The sequence below is a fragment of the Cupriavidus sp. HPC(L) genome, assembly GCF_000307735.3.
Lineage (GTDB): Bacteria > Pseudomonadota > Gammaproteobacteria > Burkholderiales > Burkholderiaceae > Cupriavidus.
In genome coordinates this window covers 1-15484 of sequence record NZ_AMPR02000003.1, presented here as the reverse complement: position 1 = coordinate 15484, position 15484 = coordinate 1, and the positions used below count along the sequence as shown (strand labels likewise).

The window sequence follows — 15484 nt, the reverse complement described above, 5'->3', positions numbered from 1 at the left end:
ATCGCGGCCAGCCAGGCGGCGCCATGGGCGGTGGTACCGCAGCCGATCTGGGCGAAGGTGCCGAGGCTGCGCACGCAGGCGCGCACCGCGCGGCAGAGCGCGCGATGGCCGCCGAACAGGCGCAGGCTGGCGGTCACGTCGAGCGCGACGGTGGCGGGGCCGAGTTCCTCGTCCAGCGTGACCTGCGGCGTGAAGCGCAGCAGCGCCAGCGCGGCCGCGGTCAGCAGTTGCGCTTCGGCGGCCGGGTCGCGCTCCAGATGGACGATCTCCGCCGACAGCGCCTGCACGCCGCCGCGCCGCATGCCGGCGGACACGCCCAGCGCCATCGCCGGCCGGTTGGCCAGCACCACCCGCTCCTGCTCCAGCACGACCGTCGGCACCGCATGGCTCAGCGTGCCGGTGTGGCTGCCGATGTGGCTGCCGGTGCTGCCCGCGGCCTCAGGCCAGCTGGGGTGCAGCGCGTCCAGCGGCAGGCGCGGCAGATGCACCGCGATCCAGAACGGCATGATCGGACTCGTGGAGGGATTCGTTGGCGCTGGCGGCCGCCGGGGTCATCGATTCGGACATCGATTCGGACATCGACTCCGGCATCGATTCGGGCACCGGCTCGGCCACCGCCGAGCGCCCGGCCGGCACCGCCGGCATCGCGCCGAGCGGCAGGATCAGCGGGGTATCGCGCACCGGTCCGCGCCGCTTGTGGAACACGATCGACAGCGCATTGCCGGGCAGCGGCGACAGCAGCAGCCGCAGCACCGCCGGCGACGATTCGCGCAGGGCCGCGGCCGGACGGCAGACCCAGACCACCGCGTCGCTGGCCTGGGCCAGCACCTGCAGCCGCCGCACCGCCTCGGGACGGGCCGAGGGCAGCCACACCAGCACGCCGCCGAAGGCCTGGCTGCGCAGCACCTGCTCGGCGGCCCACAGCAGATCGGCCTGGCGGGCGGCCTGGATGGCCTGGGCGGTCTGGCGAGCCGGACGCCTGCCCTTGGCGGCGGCCTGGCGGGCCGCGCCCTCCTCTTCGTTGGCCCGGACCCAATACACCTGCCGGGCCGGCAAACCCCAGGCCGCCAGCGCCGGCGCATTGACGGCATGCGGCGCGCCGATCCATACCAGCCGGCGCCCGGCCTCGGTCAGCGATTGCAAGGCCGGCCGCAACAGGCGCACTTCGCCGACGCCGTGGTCCGGCACCAGCAGCTCGGTCACTGCGCCGACCGGCCAGCCGCCGCCAGGCAACTGTGCCGACAGCGCGTCGTAGCCGGTCGGCCATACCGGCAGCGAGGCGGCGCGGCCGAGCTGGCCGGCCCGCCACAGGTCGGGATGGCGCCGCTCCAGTTCGGCCAGCGCGCGCTGGCGATCCAGCGGGGCTTGCGGCAGGGAAGGCGGTGACGTGACGGCAGGCGATGACGCAATCATGGTGGTCTCTAGGTCTCTCCGTGCACCATCTGTGCATTGGTGTGCGCGCTCTTGTGCGCTGTTGTGCGCTTCACAGCGCCGGAAAGACTCGGCTTTCGGATACTGTATGTTTATACAGTATTTTGACCGGACTCAACAGAGACCCACCGCCGGACTCGGGAAAGTCAACTTCCGATCCGATGCCCCGCCGCCTCCTGGCGGATCCATGCCACCACCTTCAACACATCGGCACGCGGACGCTCGTCCGCCTGGATCAGCCAGTAGCCGAAGCTGTCGCCCGAAGCCGGCGGCGGCGCGGCGACCACGCCGAGCTGCCTGTCGTCGAGCAGGTCACGGATCAGTTCCAGCCGCCCCAGCGCGACGCCCTGTCCCGCCAGCGCGGCATGGATGACCTGGTCGTACTGGTTGAACTGCGTCATCGCGCGCGGCTTCGCTCCCTGCCAGCCGCGCTCCTCGAGCCAATGGCGCCAGCGCAGCCGCGGATTGGTGTCGTCGTCGAACTCGAGCAGATTCAGGCCCTGCAGCGCCCGCACGCTGTCGATCGCCGCGACGCCGAGCGCGGGATGCGCGACCGGCACGATGGTCTCGCCGAACAGCGCGATCGCGCCCGGCGGCGCATGGTCGGCGGCGCAGTAGCGGATCGCCAGATCGATCTGCTCGGCGCGCAGGTCCGCCACCCGGTTGCTGGCCGACAGCCGCAGCTCCAGCCCCGGATGTGCCTGCTGCAAACGCCCCAGCCGCCGCAGCAGCCACAGCCCGGTGACGCCGACGCTCGCGGTCAGCGTGACGGGCCGCTGCGCGACCTGCACGCGCAACTCGCCGACCACGTCCTGGATCTGCTGGACCGCGGCGTTGGCGCTGCGGAACAGCCGCTCGCCGGCACCGGTCAGCGCGATCGCGCGATGCCGGCGCACCAGCAGTTGCACCCCGAGCTGCGCCTCCAGTGCGCTGATCTGCCGGCTGACCGCCGACTGGGTCAGGCACAGGTCCTCGGCGGCGAGCGTGATGCTCATGCGCCGGCCGACGGCGACAAATCCCTTGAGCAGATCGAGCGACGGCAAGCCGACGAGGTGTTGCATGGCGGTCCTTTCTATCTTTCGCATTCCACTATCGCATGCGAGCGGACAAAGAAATCAATTGAGCTGCCCGCATGCAGCCGGCTTAATGGAATCCGGTGGATGTCACCGCATGCTAACCGCTCATTCGAAGGCCGTCACGACCATGCCCCGTTCCCGCTCTCCCCTCGGCGCCGCCTCCCCCGCTCCCCGGCTGTCCGCCACCGATCCGCTGGTGCTGGTCGTGGCCGGCGGCCTGATCCTCGGCCTCGCGCTCGGCATGCGTCATGTGCAGGGCCTGTTCCTGCTGCCGATCACGATGGAGCGCGGCTGGACGCGCGAGGCGTTCGGCTTCGCGATGGCGGTGCAGAACCTGGTCTGGGGGCTGGCGCAGCCGTTCGCCGGCATGATCGCCGACCGCTTCGGCTCGGCTCGCGTGATGCTGGCCGGTCTGCTGCTGTATGCGCTGGGGCTTTACACGATGACGCAGGCAAGTACCGCCGTCGCCTTCGTCTGGAGCGCCGGCATCTGCCTCGGCCTGGCGCTGTCGGGCACGACCTTCGGCGTGGTGTTCGCCGCGCTGAGCCGGCTGGTCAGCGCCGAGCGACGCGGCTGGGCGCTGGGCGTGGCCGGTTCGTTCGGCGGACTCGGCCAGTTCCTGCTGGTGCCGGCGGTGCAGGCGGGCGTCGAGCGGATCGGCTGGAGCGCCGCGCTGTGGTCGATGGCCGTCTGCGCGCTGCTGGCGCTGCCGCTGGTATGGCCGCTGCGCGAACGCGGCGCCCGCGCAGCCGAGGCAACGACGACAGCATCGGCAGCGGCAGCGGCATCGGCATCGGCGGCGGCATCGGCAGCGGCATCGGCGGCGGCATCGGCAGCGGCATCGGCGGCGGCATCGGCAGCGCCGCAGGCGAACACGGACGGCAACCGGCAATCGATGCGCGCCGCGATCCGCCAGGCCTGCGGGCATCGCGGCTTCTGGCTGCTGAACATCGGCTTTCTGGCCTGCGGCTTCCAGCTCGCCTTCATCGCCTCGCACCTGCCCGCCTATCTGCTCGACCGCGGGCTGTCCGCGCGCGACGCGGTGATCGCGCTGGCGATCATCGCGCTGGCCAATATCGCCGGCACCTATCTGTGCGGACTGCTCGGCAACCATGTGCGGCGGCATCGGGCGCTGGCCGGCATCTATCTGCTGCGCACCGCGGCGATCGCGCTGTTCCTGCTGGTGCCGCTCTCCAGCGTCAGCGTCTTCGTGTTCGCCGCGGTAATGGGCTTCGTCTGGCTGGGCACGGTGCCGCTGACCAGCGGGCTGGTCTCGCAGGTGTTCGGCACCCGCTATGTGGCGACGCTGTTCGGCTTCGTCTTTCTTGGCCATCAGCTCGGCTCCTTCCTCGGCGTCTGGCTCGGCGGCTATCTGTTCGACCGGACCGGTTCCTACGATCTGGTGTGGATGGGCGCGATCGTGGTCGGGCTCGGCGCGGTCGTGCTGCACTGGCCAATCGACGACCGGCCGGTCGGTCACCGGGAAGCGGCGATGGCGGCGGCGTGAACGCTGCGGCGCGGCCGTCATATCGAAGGGAAACGTTGTCCTCGATTTCCCTTAGTTGCCCTCGAACTGCCATCGTTTTCGTGTACGTTACGCCGTTCAAAAACATGACAGGGAGACATGAATGACGCTGCACCGCAGTGATGCAGGAGAGCCGACGATCGTGGCCCTGGTCGAGGCGATGAAAGCCTGGCAGCGCGCGCTAGATACGACGCTGTCTTCTTCCGGCCTGACCTACGTCAAATGGATCCTGCTGCGTGCCGTCGCGCGCGGCGACTATGTGCGGCACCGCCCTTACCTCGGTGCAATCCTGATCGACGTCGAGATGGCCGAGCATCTGCTGGCCGAACTGCATCGCGATCGCTGGATCGGTTTCGTTGACGGCGCCGGCATGGCGTGCGGCCCCGCGCTGCCCGAAGGACAGCCGGTCGTTCCCGAGGCCGAGCGTGCGCGCGTGCAGCGCATCGCGCAGTCGCTCAAGGCCCTGCATTCGGTGTCGGTCAGCCCGTTCAGCAGCGACGAACGCACGATGCTGTCGACGCTGCTGCAGCGGATGCAGGTCAACCTGAACGAATTCAGCGACCGGCGCGATGCGCAGCACGCGGAAGCGGCGAACGACGAGACCCCGCTGATCCGTGCCCACGCAATGCTCGGCGCTTCGGCCAGGACATCGACGTCCCCGCACTCCAGCTCGCACTCCGGCGCCCACTCCACGTCCCACGCCAAGAGCGCCGAACGCGGCCCGCTGCCGGTCCGTCCGGCGCGGCGCAAATCGTCGCCTACCTCACTTCCCTGCCGAAGTTGAGGCAAGATAGAGCGCTGCACCGACACCGTCGGGCCCACCACGATCGCCACAAGAGGCCGCGATGACCAAGGTAATGCTGCTCGAGAACATTCACGAAAGCGCCAGCGAACGGCTGGCCGAGGCCGGACTGCAGGTCGACCGCCGCGCCGGTGCGCTGGCCGGCGGCGAACTGCACGAAGTGCTGGCCGCCAACGAGCTGATCGGCATCCGATCGGCGACCCATCTGCATGCCGACGACATTCGCCACGCCGCGAATCTGCTGTCGATCGGCTGCTTCTGCATCGGCACCTCGCAGGTCGACCTCGCCGCCGCGACCGCGGCCGGCATTCCGGTATTCAACGCGCCGTTCTCGAATACGCGTTCGGTGGCCGAGCTGGTCGTCAGCGAAGCGGTGATGCTGCTGCGCCGGATCCCCGAGAAAAACACGCTGGCGCATGCCGGCAAATGGGCCAAGGGCGCGGCCGGCGCGTTCGAAGCGCGCGGCAAGACGCTCGCCATCGTCGGCTACGGCAATATCGGCTCGCAGGTCGGCGTGCTGGCCGAGGCGATGGGCATGCGGGTGGTCTACTACGACGTGCAGCCGCGGCTGTCGCTGGGCTCGGCCAAGGCGGCCGGCTCGCTGGCCGACGCGGTCGCGCATGCCGACGTGGTGACGCTGCACGTTCCGGCGACGCCGCGCACACGCAATATGATCGACGCGACCGTGCTGGCCGCCTTCAAGCGCGGCGCGATGCTGATCAACGCCTCGCGCGGCAGCGTGGTCGATATTCCCGCGCTGGCCGAAGCCTTGCGCCAGGGACGGCTCGGCGGCGCCGCCATCGACGTCTTCCCCAGCGAACCGAAGAACAACAAGGACGCCTTCGTCAGCGAACTGCAGAACCTGCCCAACGTGCTGCTGACCCCGCATATCGGCGGCAGTACCGAGGAGGCGCAGCAGAACATCGGCGTCGAGGTCGCGGCCAAGCTGGTCAATTACCTGACCACCGGCGCCACCATCGGCGCGGTCAATTTCCCCGAGGTCGATCCCGGTCCGGTCGATTGTCCGGCGCGGCTATTGAACGTCCACGGCAATGCGCCGGGCGCGCTGGCGGCATTGAACACGCTGCTCGCGCGCGAGGGCATCAATATCGCGGGACAGCATCTGGAGACGCGCGGCACCACCGGCTATGTCGTCACCGATCTGGACAAGGCGCCATCGGCCGAGCTGGAGCAGGCGCTGGCCGCGCTGCCCGGCGTGCTGCGGCTGCGCGTGCTCAGGCGCGAGGAGGCCGGCGTGGCCGGCGCGGCCTCGTAACCGGTTGATGGTGGATTTCGCAGGTCAGGCGGCTGGCGGCTGGCGCCGGCTGCCCCACAGCAGGATCGCGCTGATGACCCAGCCGCAGAAGAACAGCGCGTCGCCGAGCTGATTGAGCACCAGCGGCATCGCGTCGCCGCGGAACATCTGGGCCAGCATGGGTTCCGGCAGGCGCGACGCGATCCACAGAAATACGGCCGGCGCGCTGCAGTAGACGCCCGGCTGCCACCATGGCGCGCGCGTGTTTCCGGTGTCAGCCTGGCCCGATGCCGGTGCGCCGGCATCGCGCGGTGCCGCCGTGCGGTTGGCGGCGATCAAACCCTCATTGGCGGTCATGGCGCCCTCCCTGTTGTGGGCGCAATATTGCCCAAGGAGGCGGCGCGGCGCCATCGGCGGCTGTCTGACACGCGTGCGGTGGCGCACGCAACGTCAGGTTGCCGGCGGGCGGCGGGCGGGCCGCCGGACAAAACCGCCCGCCTCGCCGGCGCGATCAGTCCGGCGTCCAGCCCTTCAGATCGTCCATCTTCGCCGGCGATTCCCCGCTGTCGCGGCGGACGCGAATATCGTTCTCCACGTCGGTCACGCCGAATACGTTGTCGACCAGGTCCTCGATGTCGTACTTCTCGTTGCGGTCGCGCACGGTGCCGCCGAGCTTGACGATGCCGCCGTCGACGTCGACCGTCACCTCGCTGACATCGAGCCCTTCGGCATAGGCCAGCCGTTCGCAGACGGCCTCGCGGACCCGCTCGTCGCTGCGGCGATAGCCCTTCGGGCCGACCCGGCGCTGCGGCCGGTCGTCGGTGCCGAAGAATTCGCTGACCGCCTCGCCGATGCGCCGGCCGATGTTGTACAGCGGACCGTGTTCGTCGCGATCGTCATCGCGTTCGCGGCGCTCGTCGCGGCCATAGTCACCGCGGTATCCGCCGCGATATTCGCCGCCGTAGCCGCCGCCATAGCTCAGCTCGCCGGCCGACAGCCGGCCGGCGTCGCGGCCCGACCATTCCTCGCGATAGTCACCGCCGTAGCGGTGTTCCGGCACCGCGTAGTTGCGGCCGGGCCAGTCGTCGTCGAAGCGATCCCAGCCGTAGTTCGACGTGCCGGCGTTGCTGTAGCCACCGCTGCGTTCGGCTTCGCGCAGCCAGTCCTGGTCTCGGTTGCGCATGCCCTGCCGCTGGCCGCCGCGCCACGTGGTCGTTCCGGTCGTTCCACCGTAGCGCTCGTCCTCGTCGCTCCATTCGTCGCCGCGCGTGCCGGTCGCGTACGAGGGGCCGGTGCCGGTCTCCAGCGCCGCGGCGCCGGAATAGCCGGACTGCCACGGGTCGGTGCGGTACTCGTTGCGGCGGGTCGACGATTCGCCGCGGCCATATCCGCTGCTGCCGGATTCACCGCCGTATTGGCCGCCGTATTGGCCGCCGTATTGGCCACCATATTCGCTGCCGGATTGCCCGCCGTATTGACGCCCATATTGGCTGCCGTATTCGCCGCCATATTCACTGCCATATCGGCCGCCGTATCGGCCGCCGTACTCCGACCCATATTCGGAGCCATAGCCGGACTGGCTGCCACCGTATCCGCCGCCGCCATATGCGCGCCCATACTGGCTACGCCCATACTGGCCGCCACCGCCGCCTTGCCCGCCACCTTGCGCGCGGCCGTATTGACCGCGGCCTGACTGACCGCTGGTGTATTGCTCGCCGCTGTAGCGCCCCTCACCATAGCCGCCGCTGCCGCGGTATGGCTGGCTCTGCCGGCCGGCTTCGCGGCCATAGCCGGTACCGTAGGTATCGTCGTCATCGAACGCGCCACGCGGCGGGCCGCCCTCGCTGAGCTGGTAGGGCGTCATCTGCGCCCGGCGCCAGCGCGACTCCCACTCGTTGCCTTCCGATTCCGCCTGCCAGTCGTCCTGGGCCCAGCGTTCGGAGCGGTTGTCGCTCCAGCCATCGTCACGTTGGTCGTAGCCAGGCCAGGATTGGTCCGGCCGATTGCGTCGCATGGATTCGTTTCGCATATCGATCTCCTGCACGTGGTCCGGCGCGATGCGCGCCCGTATCCATGCAGCCGCGCAAGAACCGTACCGTCGCGGCGATCGGTCGCGCGCGGCGTGTCACCGCGGCGTCATCCAGGCAGGCGCTCTGGAACGCATCTTGCGAAACCGTCGATGCGTGCGAAGCGCACGCAGTGCCAACCATCCGCAAGGAGAAACGACGATGGCAACCCAGATGCAAGTAGGCGGCGCCCAGCGGTCAGGCGGCGTGCTACGCGATGTGATGACCGCACAGCCGGCCTTTCTGACGCAGGACGACACCATCAAGCGCGCGGCCGAACTGATGGCGCAGCTCGATGTCGGCGCGCTTCCCGTTTGCGACGGGCGCCGGCTGACCGGCATGGTCACCGACCGCGACATCACCGTGCGCTGCACCGCCGCCGGGGCTGACCCGGCCAACACCAAGGTCACCCAGGCGATGAGCGAGGACGTGCAGTGGTGCAGCGATGACGAGTCGATCGATACCGCCCGCGAGAAGATGGCGGCGCATCAGATCCGCCGTCTGGCGGTGATCGACAAGGACCATCATCTGGTCGGCATGGTGTCGCTGGGCGACCTGGCGGTGAAGACCGGCGATACCGGCGGCGCGGGCGAGGCGCTGGAAGGCGTTTCGCAGCCGGCCAAGCCGTCCCGCTGACGTCGAATGCCGCTTGCCTGCCGGCCGCGGCAACGACCGGGGTGACGACCGGGATTTACAAGGCTTGCAAGATTGCAACCCTCCCCCACCACCCGACCCTGACTGTCAATGGAGGACCCGATGCCAGCCAAATCGAAATCGCAGCAAATGGCCGCCGGCGCGGCGCTGTCGGCCAAGCGCGGCGACAGGAAGGTCGGCGAGCTCAAGGGCGCGTCGAAGTCGATGTACAAGTCGATGAGCGAGAAGGAACTGCACGACATGGCATCGACGCCCCAGAAGGGCAAGCCGGACCACAAGTCCGAGAGCTGATGCGCGTCACCGGCGTTGGCGCGCCGGCGGCGTTGCGTCGATGGAGATCCGCGATGACGACGATCGCATCCACCCCTCGCATGGCGGCCCAGTTACTGCTGGCCGCCGTGGCCGTGGCCACCGCGCTTGCTGCCGGCCCGGTGTCGGCGCAGCCGTCCGCCACCTCGCCGCTGGCGACGCCGCCCACCGGCGCTTCCAAGCCGCCCGCGACGTCGCTGTCGACCGACGACCTGCGCTTTATCGACGAAGCGATCCTGACCGCCGCGATGGGCGTCGAGACCGCGAGCATGGCGCTCGAGGTCTCCGCCGATCCGACGCTGCTGGCCTACGCCCGAAGCGCCGCGCGCGACTACCGCGCGCTCGCGGCGGAACTGGCGCGCATCGCGCAAAGCAAGGGCGTGCAGCCCGAACAGCGGCTGCCCGAGGCGCCCGAGGTCACCAAGCTGCGTTCGCTGAAGGGCGCCGAGTTCGACAAGATGTTCGTGCAGATCGTCGCGGTCGACGCCAATCGCCAGGCGCTGGCGCTGTTCCAGCGGCAGGCCGAGATCGGCAAGGATCCGGCGTTGCGGGCCTTCGCCAAGCGGTCGTTGCCGATGCTGGAAGAACGGCTGTCGCAGGGCAAGTCGATGTCGACGCGGACCATGACCTGGCGCAGCGGCATCGCCCAGCGCTGATGGCGCGGCCCCGCTGTCTCATTGGCCGGGCGCGTGAGAACCACCACGGCGCGCGCCCTTCTTTCCTTTCCTGATTCCGACGAGCATGCCCATGTCAAACGCCAATCCTTCGCAGCCCTCTCCGCCGGCCGGCACTGATACCGCCGCACAGGACGATGACCTGCTGCGGCAGGCACGCGAGCATATCGCCGAGGAATTCGGCGGCGCCATGCCGCAGGGTATCGAGGTCGGAATCGAGGACAAGCGCATCCGGCTGCGCGGACGCGTGGCCGACCTGCCGACCGCCGAGCGCATCGCCAAGGCGGCGGCGATCGGGCCTGGCATCCTGGGCATCTACAACGAGCTGGAGGCGGCCGATCCAGGCGAACCGGCCAGCCCGATCGCCGGGGCCGAAGCCGCCGATGCGATCGACGCGCCGGAGCCCGGGGAGCGCGGAGAGCGCGGCGCACCGTTGCCGCCGGTGCCCGGGCCGATTCACCACAAGGTGTGAGAGGCGGCGGCAAGCTCGCCGCCGAGTGGGATGGGAATGTCGTTCCCGCGCAGGCGGGAACCCAGCGGCTTATCTAAGCCGCAAACCCGGAGCCGCAAAACTGCTGGGCCCCCGCCTGCGGGGGGGCGACGGTGGCCAACCTAGGCCATGGCTCCCATCAGCTCTTCCTTGCGGGCAGCCATCTGCTCGGCCATCTCGCCCAATTCCACGTTCTTGCTGATGACCATCTTGAAGAGTTCGTTCTCCTCTTCCTGCACGTGGTGGTTGACGTATTCCGACAGCACCTTGTAGTTGGCCTCCAGCATCTCGCCGCCCAGATCGCCTTCGATGGCCGCGATCAGGTCCTTGGCGACCTGGTGTTCGACCTTCGCTTCATCGAGCATGTCGTCGAGCTTCTCGTGGACCCCGCGCAAGCCGGGATAGAAGATCTCCTCCTCGATCTGCGCGTGCACGGTCAACTCGTGGCAGGTCTGCTGCGCGATCTGTTCCTTCTCGGAACGCTCCTTCGCGCTCTCGAACGACTTGAACAGCTTCTTGACGTTGCGGTGGTCGTCGAGCAGCAGGCTCAGCGCGGCGCGTTGGGCGCTCGGAATCTTGGACTTGTCCATTCGAAACTCCTTTTATCGTGGTGGGGAATTACTGTGCAGGCACTGCGTGGGTGGCCCTCGTTCGATGGCTCACCCTTGAGACTCGGTGCGGTCCGGCGCGACCCGGATCCGGTTCTCGATATCGGAGACGCCCTGACAGGCGTCGACACACTCTTCGATCTGCCGGCGCGCCGTGCGGCTGCCGACCTGGCCCTCGAGCGTCACGTGGCCGCCTTCGACGCGAACGGATACCTCGCTGACGTCGAGCCCCGCGCGCCACAGGCGCTCGCAGACCCGATCCAGAATGCGATCGTCGGAATAGCTGACGCGGTTGCGCGCCGAGCCGGTCTCCGGCCCGCGCGCCGCATCGCCCTGCCGCTGATAGCTGGGGTTCTCGTTCTTGAAGCCGCCGTAACTGCTTTGACCGGGATCGGCACTGCGGCTGCGCACCTCGTCGCCAGACCGGTCGGTGCGGGTCCCCGGCGCGGCAAACGGTGCGCCGGTGACACTGCGTTCGCGCGGATTGCTGGTGGATTGCTGCATGCCTCGACTCCTTGTGCTCCGGTTGCATCGGATCGCCGCGGACGGGGCGCTTCAGCGCTGCGCATCCCGCGGCTTCGAGGCCAGACGCAATATCCATACCGCCGCCTTTGCCGTGGCGGAGCGCGGGCTCCGACCGTGGCCAATCACCGCTGTCGGCGTGCTGCCGGCGTTCGGAATTTCATGCGGGGCCGCTTTTTACACACTTTTCCGATGTCCGCGGCGGACCACTCGGCAAAGCGTGCAGATTTGACCAAGACCGCCGATGGCATGGAATCTGCACACCGGCAGTCATTGACTCGGGAGGAAAACGAGATGAATGCCCATGAGGAGGCCGCACGCTTTCTGTTGCGGCACGGCCTGCAACTGGCCACCGCGGAGTCGTGCACGGCGGGCCTGATCGCCGCGCGCATTGCCGATGTGCCCGGCTGCGGCGACGCGCTGCGCTGCGCGGTGGTCGCCTATGCGCCGGCGATCAAGCAACGCGTGCTCGGCGTCTCGCCGGAAACGATCCGCCGTTACGGCCTGACCAGCGAAGAGGTATCGCTGGCGATGGCGCGCGGGGTACTCGCGCTGACCGATGCCAACCTGGCGATCGGCAATACCGGCATTGCCGATGGCAAGGGAGACGACGGCACGCCGCCCGGTACGCAGTGCTTCGCCTGGATCTTCAGGCAGACCGGCCGCGGTAACGGCCGCACCGTCGAGTTTTCCGAAACGGTGCGCCTGCGCGGCGCCCGCAACGAAGTCCGCGAGGCCGCGGCCGAATTCGCGCTCGCGCAGATCCCCCGCTATTACGCGCTGGCACAGCAGCGGGAGCGCTGACCGAACCGCGGCGCCAACAGACGCGCCGCTGCCCTCTCCCCAGCCCTCTCCCGCAAGCGGGAGAGGGAGACCACCGTCGGCATGCGAAAGGCCCGCTGGTTTGCTGCCCTCTCTCGCTTGCGGGAGAGGGAGAGAACACCGTCGGCATGGAGAAGGCCCGCTGGTGTGCTCCCCTCTCCCGCTTGCGGGAGAGGGGCCGGGGGAGAGGGCATTGGGCACTGGCAAACCGCAGCGCTTGCGCCAGCTCAGCTGCGCCGGGGCAGATGGCAGGCCGGCAGGAACAGCGTCACCGTGGTCCCCTTGCCCGGCGCCGAGCGCACCGTCACCGCGCCGCCCGCCTCACGACAGAAATCGGCGACCTGGCTCAGGCCCAGACCGGTGCCGACCCCGTCCGGCTTGGTGGTAAACAACGGCTCCAGCGCCCGGTCCGCGACATGGGCCGGCATGCCGATGCCGCTGTCGCTGACCCAGATCCGCACGTAGACGCCGCGCATCGGCGTCGCGGCATCGGCCGCAGGACCGTCCGCCGCCTCATCGGCCGCCTCATCGGCCGGCTCGTCGGTCCGCTCTTCCGGCCGTCGACGCTCTGCCCCATCGACAGAACCCTCCGCCCCGCGGCGCGCATCGAGCTCCGGCGGCAGCGTCGCCGCGCCGCTTGAGGCCGCGCCCAGATTGGCGGCGCCGATCTCCAGCAGGCCGCCCTCGGGCATCGCATCGCGCGCGTTGGCCGCGAGGTTCAACAGCGCGAGCCCCAGCTCGCAGCGGTCCGCATGGACCGGCAGGCAATCGGGACTGACCGCATAGCGCAACGCAATCCCGGGGCCGAGGGTCGCGCGGATCAGCGGATCGCATTGCTGCAGCTCCTCGTCGAGCGCGATCGACTCGCGGCGATGCTCGCGCCGCCGCACCACGCCCAGCAGCCGATCGGCCAGCAGCGCGCCGCTGGCCAGGCTTTTGCGGATGCCGGCCAGCGCGGTACGGTTGGCGCGGTCCGCCCTCTCGGCTCGCTCGGCTCGCTCGGCTCGCTCCACCCGATCCCCCCGATCCGCGCCATCGCCCCCGCTGCGATGTCCCGCCCCGCCGGTGCGCAGGATCAGCACATCGGTGTAGGCCGAGATCACCGCCAGCACATTGCGGAAGTCATGCGCGACCGAGGCGATCAGCTGCCCCATCGCCTCGAACTTGCGCGACTGCCGGTAGCGCTTCTCCAGTTGCTCTCGCCGCGCGCGTTCGTCGCGCCAGCGCCGCCGCACCGCCTCCTCCGCACGAATGCGCCGCAGCGCGCTCCACAACGACAGGGACAGCACCGCCGAGACAATGGCGGCAGCCAGCGAGGCGGGCGCCATGCGCCGCCACCAGGCGCGGTAGACCACGCGATACGGCACGCTGACCATCGCGCTGGCCACCCCGTCGCCGACGGGGTGGACCGCGACCAGCCAGGCATGGCCGTCGGCGCGCCCGACCCGCTCCGGTCCATCTCCCTCGCGCAGGTGCCGGACCTGGGCGGCGAACCGCGCGGCGTCCGGGTCTGGCCATGGATAGGCGGCCAGCACCGCGCCATCGCCGCGCACCAGCGCCGCGCGGTATCCATCGGTGTTCTCCAGCAATTGCCGGTAGAAGTCGGCGAAATAGGAAGGCCGCAGCGAGATCGACACGATGCCGGCAAGCCGTTGGCCGTGCATGCGCGGCATGCTCGCCTTGAACACTGGTTCGGGGATCACGCCGCCCAGCAGCACCGCGGACAGGTGCGTGGGCTCGCGCTCGAGCATGATGGCGCGATAGTCTTCCCGTCCCGCGATATTGAGAGGCGGAGCCGGATACAGCAGGCTGCTGGCCAGCAGCGTGCCATCGTCGCCGAAGATCCCCAGCGCGAAGGCCTGCGGCAGATCGCGGCCCATCCGCGCCATGCGCCGATGCAGCTCGAGCTCATGGTGCCGGATGTCCGCGTTGCTCCAATGCACGGTCAGGTCGCGCAGGCGCTGGTCGGCGAGGCGGTTGCTTTCCATCACCTTGCTCGCGTGTTCCTGCACCACCCGTGCGATCAGCACGCATTGCCGCTCGGCATCGGCGAACGCATCGCGCAGCGCGAGCCAGCCCCAGCCGGCAAGCAGGCACAGCGGCAACAGAACGGTACCGGCCAGCAGCAGTGCGGCCACGCGGCGTCGCAGCGGGTAGTCGGCGTGGGACTCGGCATGCGCGGCGGCCGGGGGCTCGGCCTGTGCGTGGGTGTCAAAGGTCTGCGGGGAATTCGACGTGTCCATGGCATGAGCCGGGCGCGGCATCAGATCGCCGTTCGGCCGGGTGCGGGCCAGCTTAGTGAGCGCTGCCGAGGCTGCAAGACCGGCTGCGCCAGAAGCTATAGTTGCCGCCCGCCGGGGTCCGGGGCGGGACGATGCCGTCACGGTGCGGGTGGCGCCGCTTGCCCAACGAATTACAACGTCCATGTAAAACCGGCCGAAAAACGAGCGCACTCGGCGCCGGGCAGCCTCGCAAAGGGCATGTGCAGCAGGCTTCGCGACTGGCATGGTTAGTGCTCGATCGAGGGAAGTGCAACTTGCCTTCGGCGGAGTGGACGCATGGCAACAGAACCACGGCCCGGGACCGAATCCCCCAATGGCGGCGACCCCGTCGGCCAACGCAACGATCCGAGCGGCAGCAGGAGTTCGGGGCCGTCCCCGGCGCAGAGCGCGCCCGATGCCGGCGGCCGCAATGATCAAGGCAATGAGCAGCGCAATGACGAGCGCAGCGGCCAACGCGACATCGAACGCGACAGCGGCGGCGGGTCCGCGCGCGAGGCCGACCCGGCGGCCGGGCGCGACCTTCCCGATGAAAACGGCGAGCCGCCCTCGGTCAAGCGTCCCGGCGGCAATCCGGAAGAAAGTGAGCCACCGGTGGAAAACATCTGAACCGATCGCGAAAAACGTCCTAAAACACTAGAGCACGCCGCCATCGGCACGCAGCCATCGCCGGCATGCGGTCGCGCGCCCCGGATCCGGCCGACCCCCGGTCCACCCCGTACGACCGTCTCCTTACCAAGCCGACATTGCCGTGTTCGCCCACGCCCGTTCGCCAAACTGCCCGCACACCGTGAAATCGACCCTTCCGTCCCCAGACGACCCGACCGCCATGCTGGCGGCGTTGGGCGAACTGGCCGCGCTCTGCGGGCAGGCGCTCGAAGCGGCCTCGGTCAGCGCCGCCGATCCGCAATTGCGGGCTCTGCTGATCCATCGCGCCAACCTGCAGCGGCGCGCGGCCGCCGATCTGTCGC

At 69.4% G+C, this 15484-nt stretch carries 16 protein-coding genes and 2 pseudogenes; 10 read left to right on the top strand and 8 right to left on the bottom strand.

Annotated features, from left to right (window positions below; all coding sequences use genetic code 11):
* From B551_RS01015 to B551_RS01005, 3 genes and pseudogenes are all read right to left on the bottom strand, one after another.
* Positions 1-506 (bottom strand): annotated as a pseudogene (locus B551_RS01015) (DNA polymerase Y family protein); the annotation flags it as partial.
* On the bottom strand, positions 439-1413 hold the full coding sequence (locus B551_RS01010; protein ID WP_023263311.1) for a DNA damage-inducible protein: 975 nt from the start codon (positions 1411-1413) through the stop codon (positions 439-441). The pseudogene B551_RS01015 and the gene B551_RS01010, both read right to left, overlap by 68 nt.
* Positions 1414-1577: 164 nt before the next feature.
* Positions 1578-2492, bottom strand: a complete 915-nt coding sequence (locus B551_RS01005; RefSeq protein ID WP_006579323.1) for a LysR substrate-binding domain-containing protein — start codon at positions 2490-2492, stop codon at positions 1578-1580.
* Between the two features lie 142 nt (positions 2493-2634).
* On the opposite strand from B551_RS01005, the gene B551_RS01000 reads away from it, so the two are divergent.
* The 3 genes from B551_RS01000 (at position 2635) to serA (ending at position 6110) form a co-directional block, all read left to right on the top strand.
* A complete protein-coding gene (locus B551_RS01000) occupies positions 2635-4014 on the top strand; it encodes an MFS transporter (protein WP_083492483.1) in 1380 nt (459 codons plus the stop codon).
* 121 nt (positions 4015-4135) lie between these two features.
* Positions 4136-4816, top strand: a complete 681-nt coding sequence (locus tag B551_RS25065) for a hypothetical protein (RefSeq protein WP_006576887.1) — start codon at positions 4136-4138, stop codon at positions 4814-4816.
* A gap of 61 nt (positions 4817-4877) precedes the next feature.
* Positions 4878-6110 carry a phosphoglycerate dehydrogenase gene (gene serA, locus B551_RS00990; protein WP_006576888.1) on the top strand — a complete coding sequence of 411 codons (1233 nt, stop codon included), beginning with the start codon at positions 4878-4880 and terminating at the stop codon, positions 6108-6110.
* 24 nt (positions 6111-6134) lie between these two features.
* Here the strand turns inward: serA and B551_RS25060 are convergent, their stop codons facing one another.
* Complete coding sequence (locus tag B551_RS25060) at positions 6135-6446, bottom strand: hypothetical protein (RefSeq protein ID WP_006576889.1); 312 nt, start codon at positions 6444-6446, stop codon at positions 6135-6137.
* A gap of 154 nt (positions 6447-6600) precedes the next feature.
* On the bottom strand, positions 6601-8118 hold the full coding sequence (locus tag B551_RS26955) for a BON domain-containing protein (RefSeq protein ID WP_006576890.1): 1518 nt from the start codon (positions 8116-8118) through the stop codon (positions 6601-6603).
* Between the two features lie 199 nt (positions 8119-8317).
* Between B551_RS26955 and B551_RS00975 the strand changes: the two genes are divergently transcribed.
* The 4 genes from B551_RS00975 (at position 8318) to B551_RS25050 (ending at position 10264) form a co-directional block, all read left to right on the top strand.
* Positions 8318-8791 (top strand): CBS domain-containing protein, encoded by a 474-nt coding sequence (locus B551_RS00975; protein WP_006576891.1) that lies wholly within the window; start codon positions 8318-8320, stop codon positions 8789-8791.
* 120 nt (positions 8792-8911) lie between these two features.
* Positions 8912-9100, top strand: coding sequence for a DUF3008 family protein (locus tag B551_RS00970; RefSeq protein WP_006576892.1), 189 nt, complete (start codon positions 8912-8914; stop codon positions 9098-9100).
* A gap of 53 nt (positions 9101-9153) precedes the next feature.
* On the top strand, positions 9154-9774 hold the full coding sequence (locus tag B551_RS00965; RefSeq protein ID WP_006576893.1) for a DUF4142 domain-containing protein: 621 nt from the start codon (positions 9154-9156) through the stop codon (positions 9772-9774).
* Positions 9775-9865: 91 nt separating this feature from the next.
* Positions 9866-10264 (top strand): BON domain-containing protein, encoded by a 399-nt coding sequence (locus B551_RS25050; protein ID WP_023263306.1) that lies wholly within the window; start codon positions 9866-9868, stop codon positions 10262-10264.
* Positions 10265-10404: 140 nt separating this feature from the next.
* Here the strand turns inward: B551_RS25050 and B551_RS00955 are convergent, their stop codons facing one another.
* Positions 10405-10872, bottom strand: a complete 468-nt coding sequence (locus B551_RS00955; protein WP_006576894.1) for a hemerythrin domain-containing protein — start codon at positions 10870-10872, stop codon at positions 10405-10407.
* Positions 10873-10941: 69 nt separating this feature from the next.
* Positions 10942-11394 (bottom strand): BON domain-containing protein, encoded by a 453-nt coding sequence (locus tag B551_RS00950; protein WP_006576895.1) that lies wholly within the window; start codon positions 11392-11394, stop codon positions 10942-10944.
* 312 nt (positions 11395-11706) lie between these two features.
* Between B551_RS00950 and B551_RS00945 the strand changes: the two genes are divergently transcribed.
* Entirely contained in the window at positions 11707-12216 is a 510-nt protein-coding gene (locus B551_RS00945; RefSeq protein ID WP_006576896.1) for a CinA family protein, read from the top strand.
* Positions 12217-12461: 245 nt separating this feature from the next.
* Here B551_RS00945 and B551_RS00940 read toward each other — a convergent pair whose 3' ends face one another.
* Positions 12462-14477, bottom strand: coding sequence for an ATP-binding protein (locus B551_RS00940; RefSeq protein ID WP_006576897.1), 2016 nt, complete (start codon positions 14475-14477; stop codon positions 12462-12464).
* 315 nt (positions 14478-14792) lie between these two features.
* Between B551_RS00940 and B551_RS00935 the strand changes: the two genes are divergently transcribed.
* Both B551_RS00935 and B551_RS25945 read left to right on the top strand, forming a co-directional pair.
* On the top strand, positions 14793-15122 hold the full coding sequence (locus B551_RS00935) for a hypothetical protein (protein WP_006576898.1): 330 nt from the start codon (positions 14793-14795) through the stop codon (positions 15120-15122).
* 142 nt (positions 15123-15264) lie between these two features.
* Positions 15265-15484: pseudogene (locus B551_RS25945) on the top strand (hypothetical protein); the annotation flags it as partial.

What these genes read in the sequence shown, in the direction of transcription:
- B551_RS01010 (WP_023263311.1), bottom strand. Translation starts at nt 1,413, where the DNA reads ATGATTGCGTCATCGCCTGCCGTCACGTCACCGCCTTCCCTGCCGCAA.
- B551_RS01005 (WP_006579323.1), bottom strand. Translation starts at nt 2,492, where the DNA reads ATGCAACACCTCGTCGGCTTGCCGTCGCTCGATCTGCTCAAGGGATTT.
- B551_RS01000 (WP_083492483.1), top strand. Translation starts at nt 2,635, where the DNA reads ATGCCCCGTTCCCGCTCTCCCCTCGGCGCCGCCTCCCCCGCTCCCCGG.
- B551_RS25065 (WP_006576887.1), top strand. Translation starts at nt 4,136, where the DNA reads ATGACGCTGCACCGCAGTGATGCAGGAGAGCCGACGATCGTGGCCCTG.
- serA (WP_006576888.1), top strand. Translation starts at nt 4,878, where the DNA reads ATGACCAAGGTAATGCTGCTCGAGAACATTCACGAAAGCGCCAGCGAA.
- B551_RS25060 (WP_006576889.1), bottom strand. Translation starts at nt 6,446, where the DNA reads ATGACCGCCAATGAGGGTTTGATCGCCGCCAACCGCACGGCGGCACCG.
- B551_RS26955 (WP_006576890.1), bottom strand. Translation starts at nt 8,118, where the DNA reads ATGCGAAACGAATCCATGCGACGCAATCGGCCGGACCAATCCTGGCCT.
- B551_RS00975 (WP_006576891.1), top strand. Translation starts at nt 8,318, where the DNA reads ATGGCAACCCAGATGCAAGTAGGCGGCGCCCAGCGGTCAGGCGGCGTG.
- B551_RS00970 (WP_006576892.1), top strand. Translation starts at nt 8,912, where the DNA reads ATGCCAGCCAAATCGAAATCGCAGCAAATGGCCGCCGGCGCGGCGCTG.
- B551_RS00965 (WP_006576893.1), top strand. Translation starts at nt 9,154, where the DNA reads ATGACGACGATCGCATCCACCCCTCGCATGGCGGCCCAGTTACTGCTG.
- B551_RS25050 (WP_023263306.1), top strand. Translation starts at nt 9,866, where the DNA reads ATGTCAAACGCCAATCCTTCGCAGCCCTCTCCGCCGGCCGGCACTGAT.
- B551_RS00955 (WP_006576894.1), bottom strand. Translation starts at nt 10,872, where the DNA reads ATGGACAAGTCCAAGATTCCGAGCGCCCAACGCGCCGCGCTGAGCCTG.
- B551_RS00950 (WP_006576895.1), bottom strand. Translation starts at nt 11,394, where the DNA reads ATGCAGCAATCCACCAGCAATCCGCGCGAACGCAGTGTCACCGGCGCA.
- B551_RS00945 (WP_006576896.1), top strand. Translation starts at nt 11,707, where the DNA reads ATGAATGCCCATGAGGAGGCCGCACGCTTTCTGTTGCGGCACGGCCTG.
- B551_RS00940 (WP_006576897.1), bottom strand. Translation starts at nt 14,477, where the DNA reads ATGGACACGTCGAATTCCCCGCAGACCTTTGACACCCACGCACAGGCC.
- B551_RS00935 (WP_006576898.1), top strand. Translation starts at nt 14,793, where the DNA reads ATGGCAACAGAACCACGGCCCGGGACCGAATCCCCCAATGGCGGCGAC.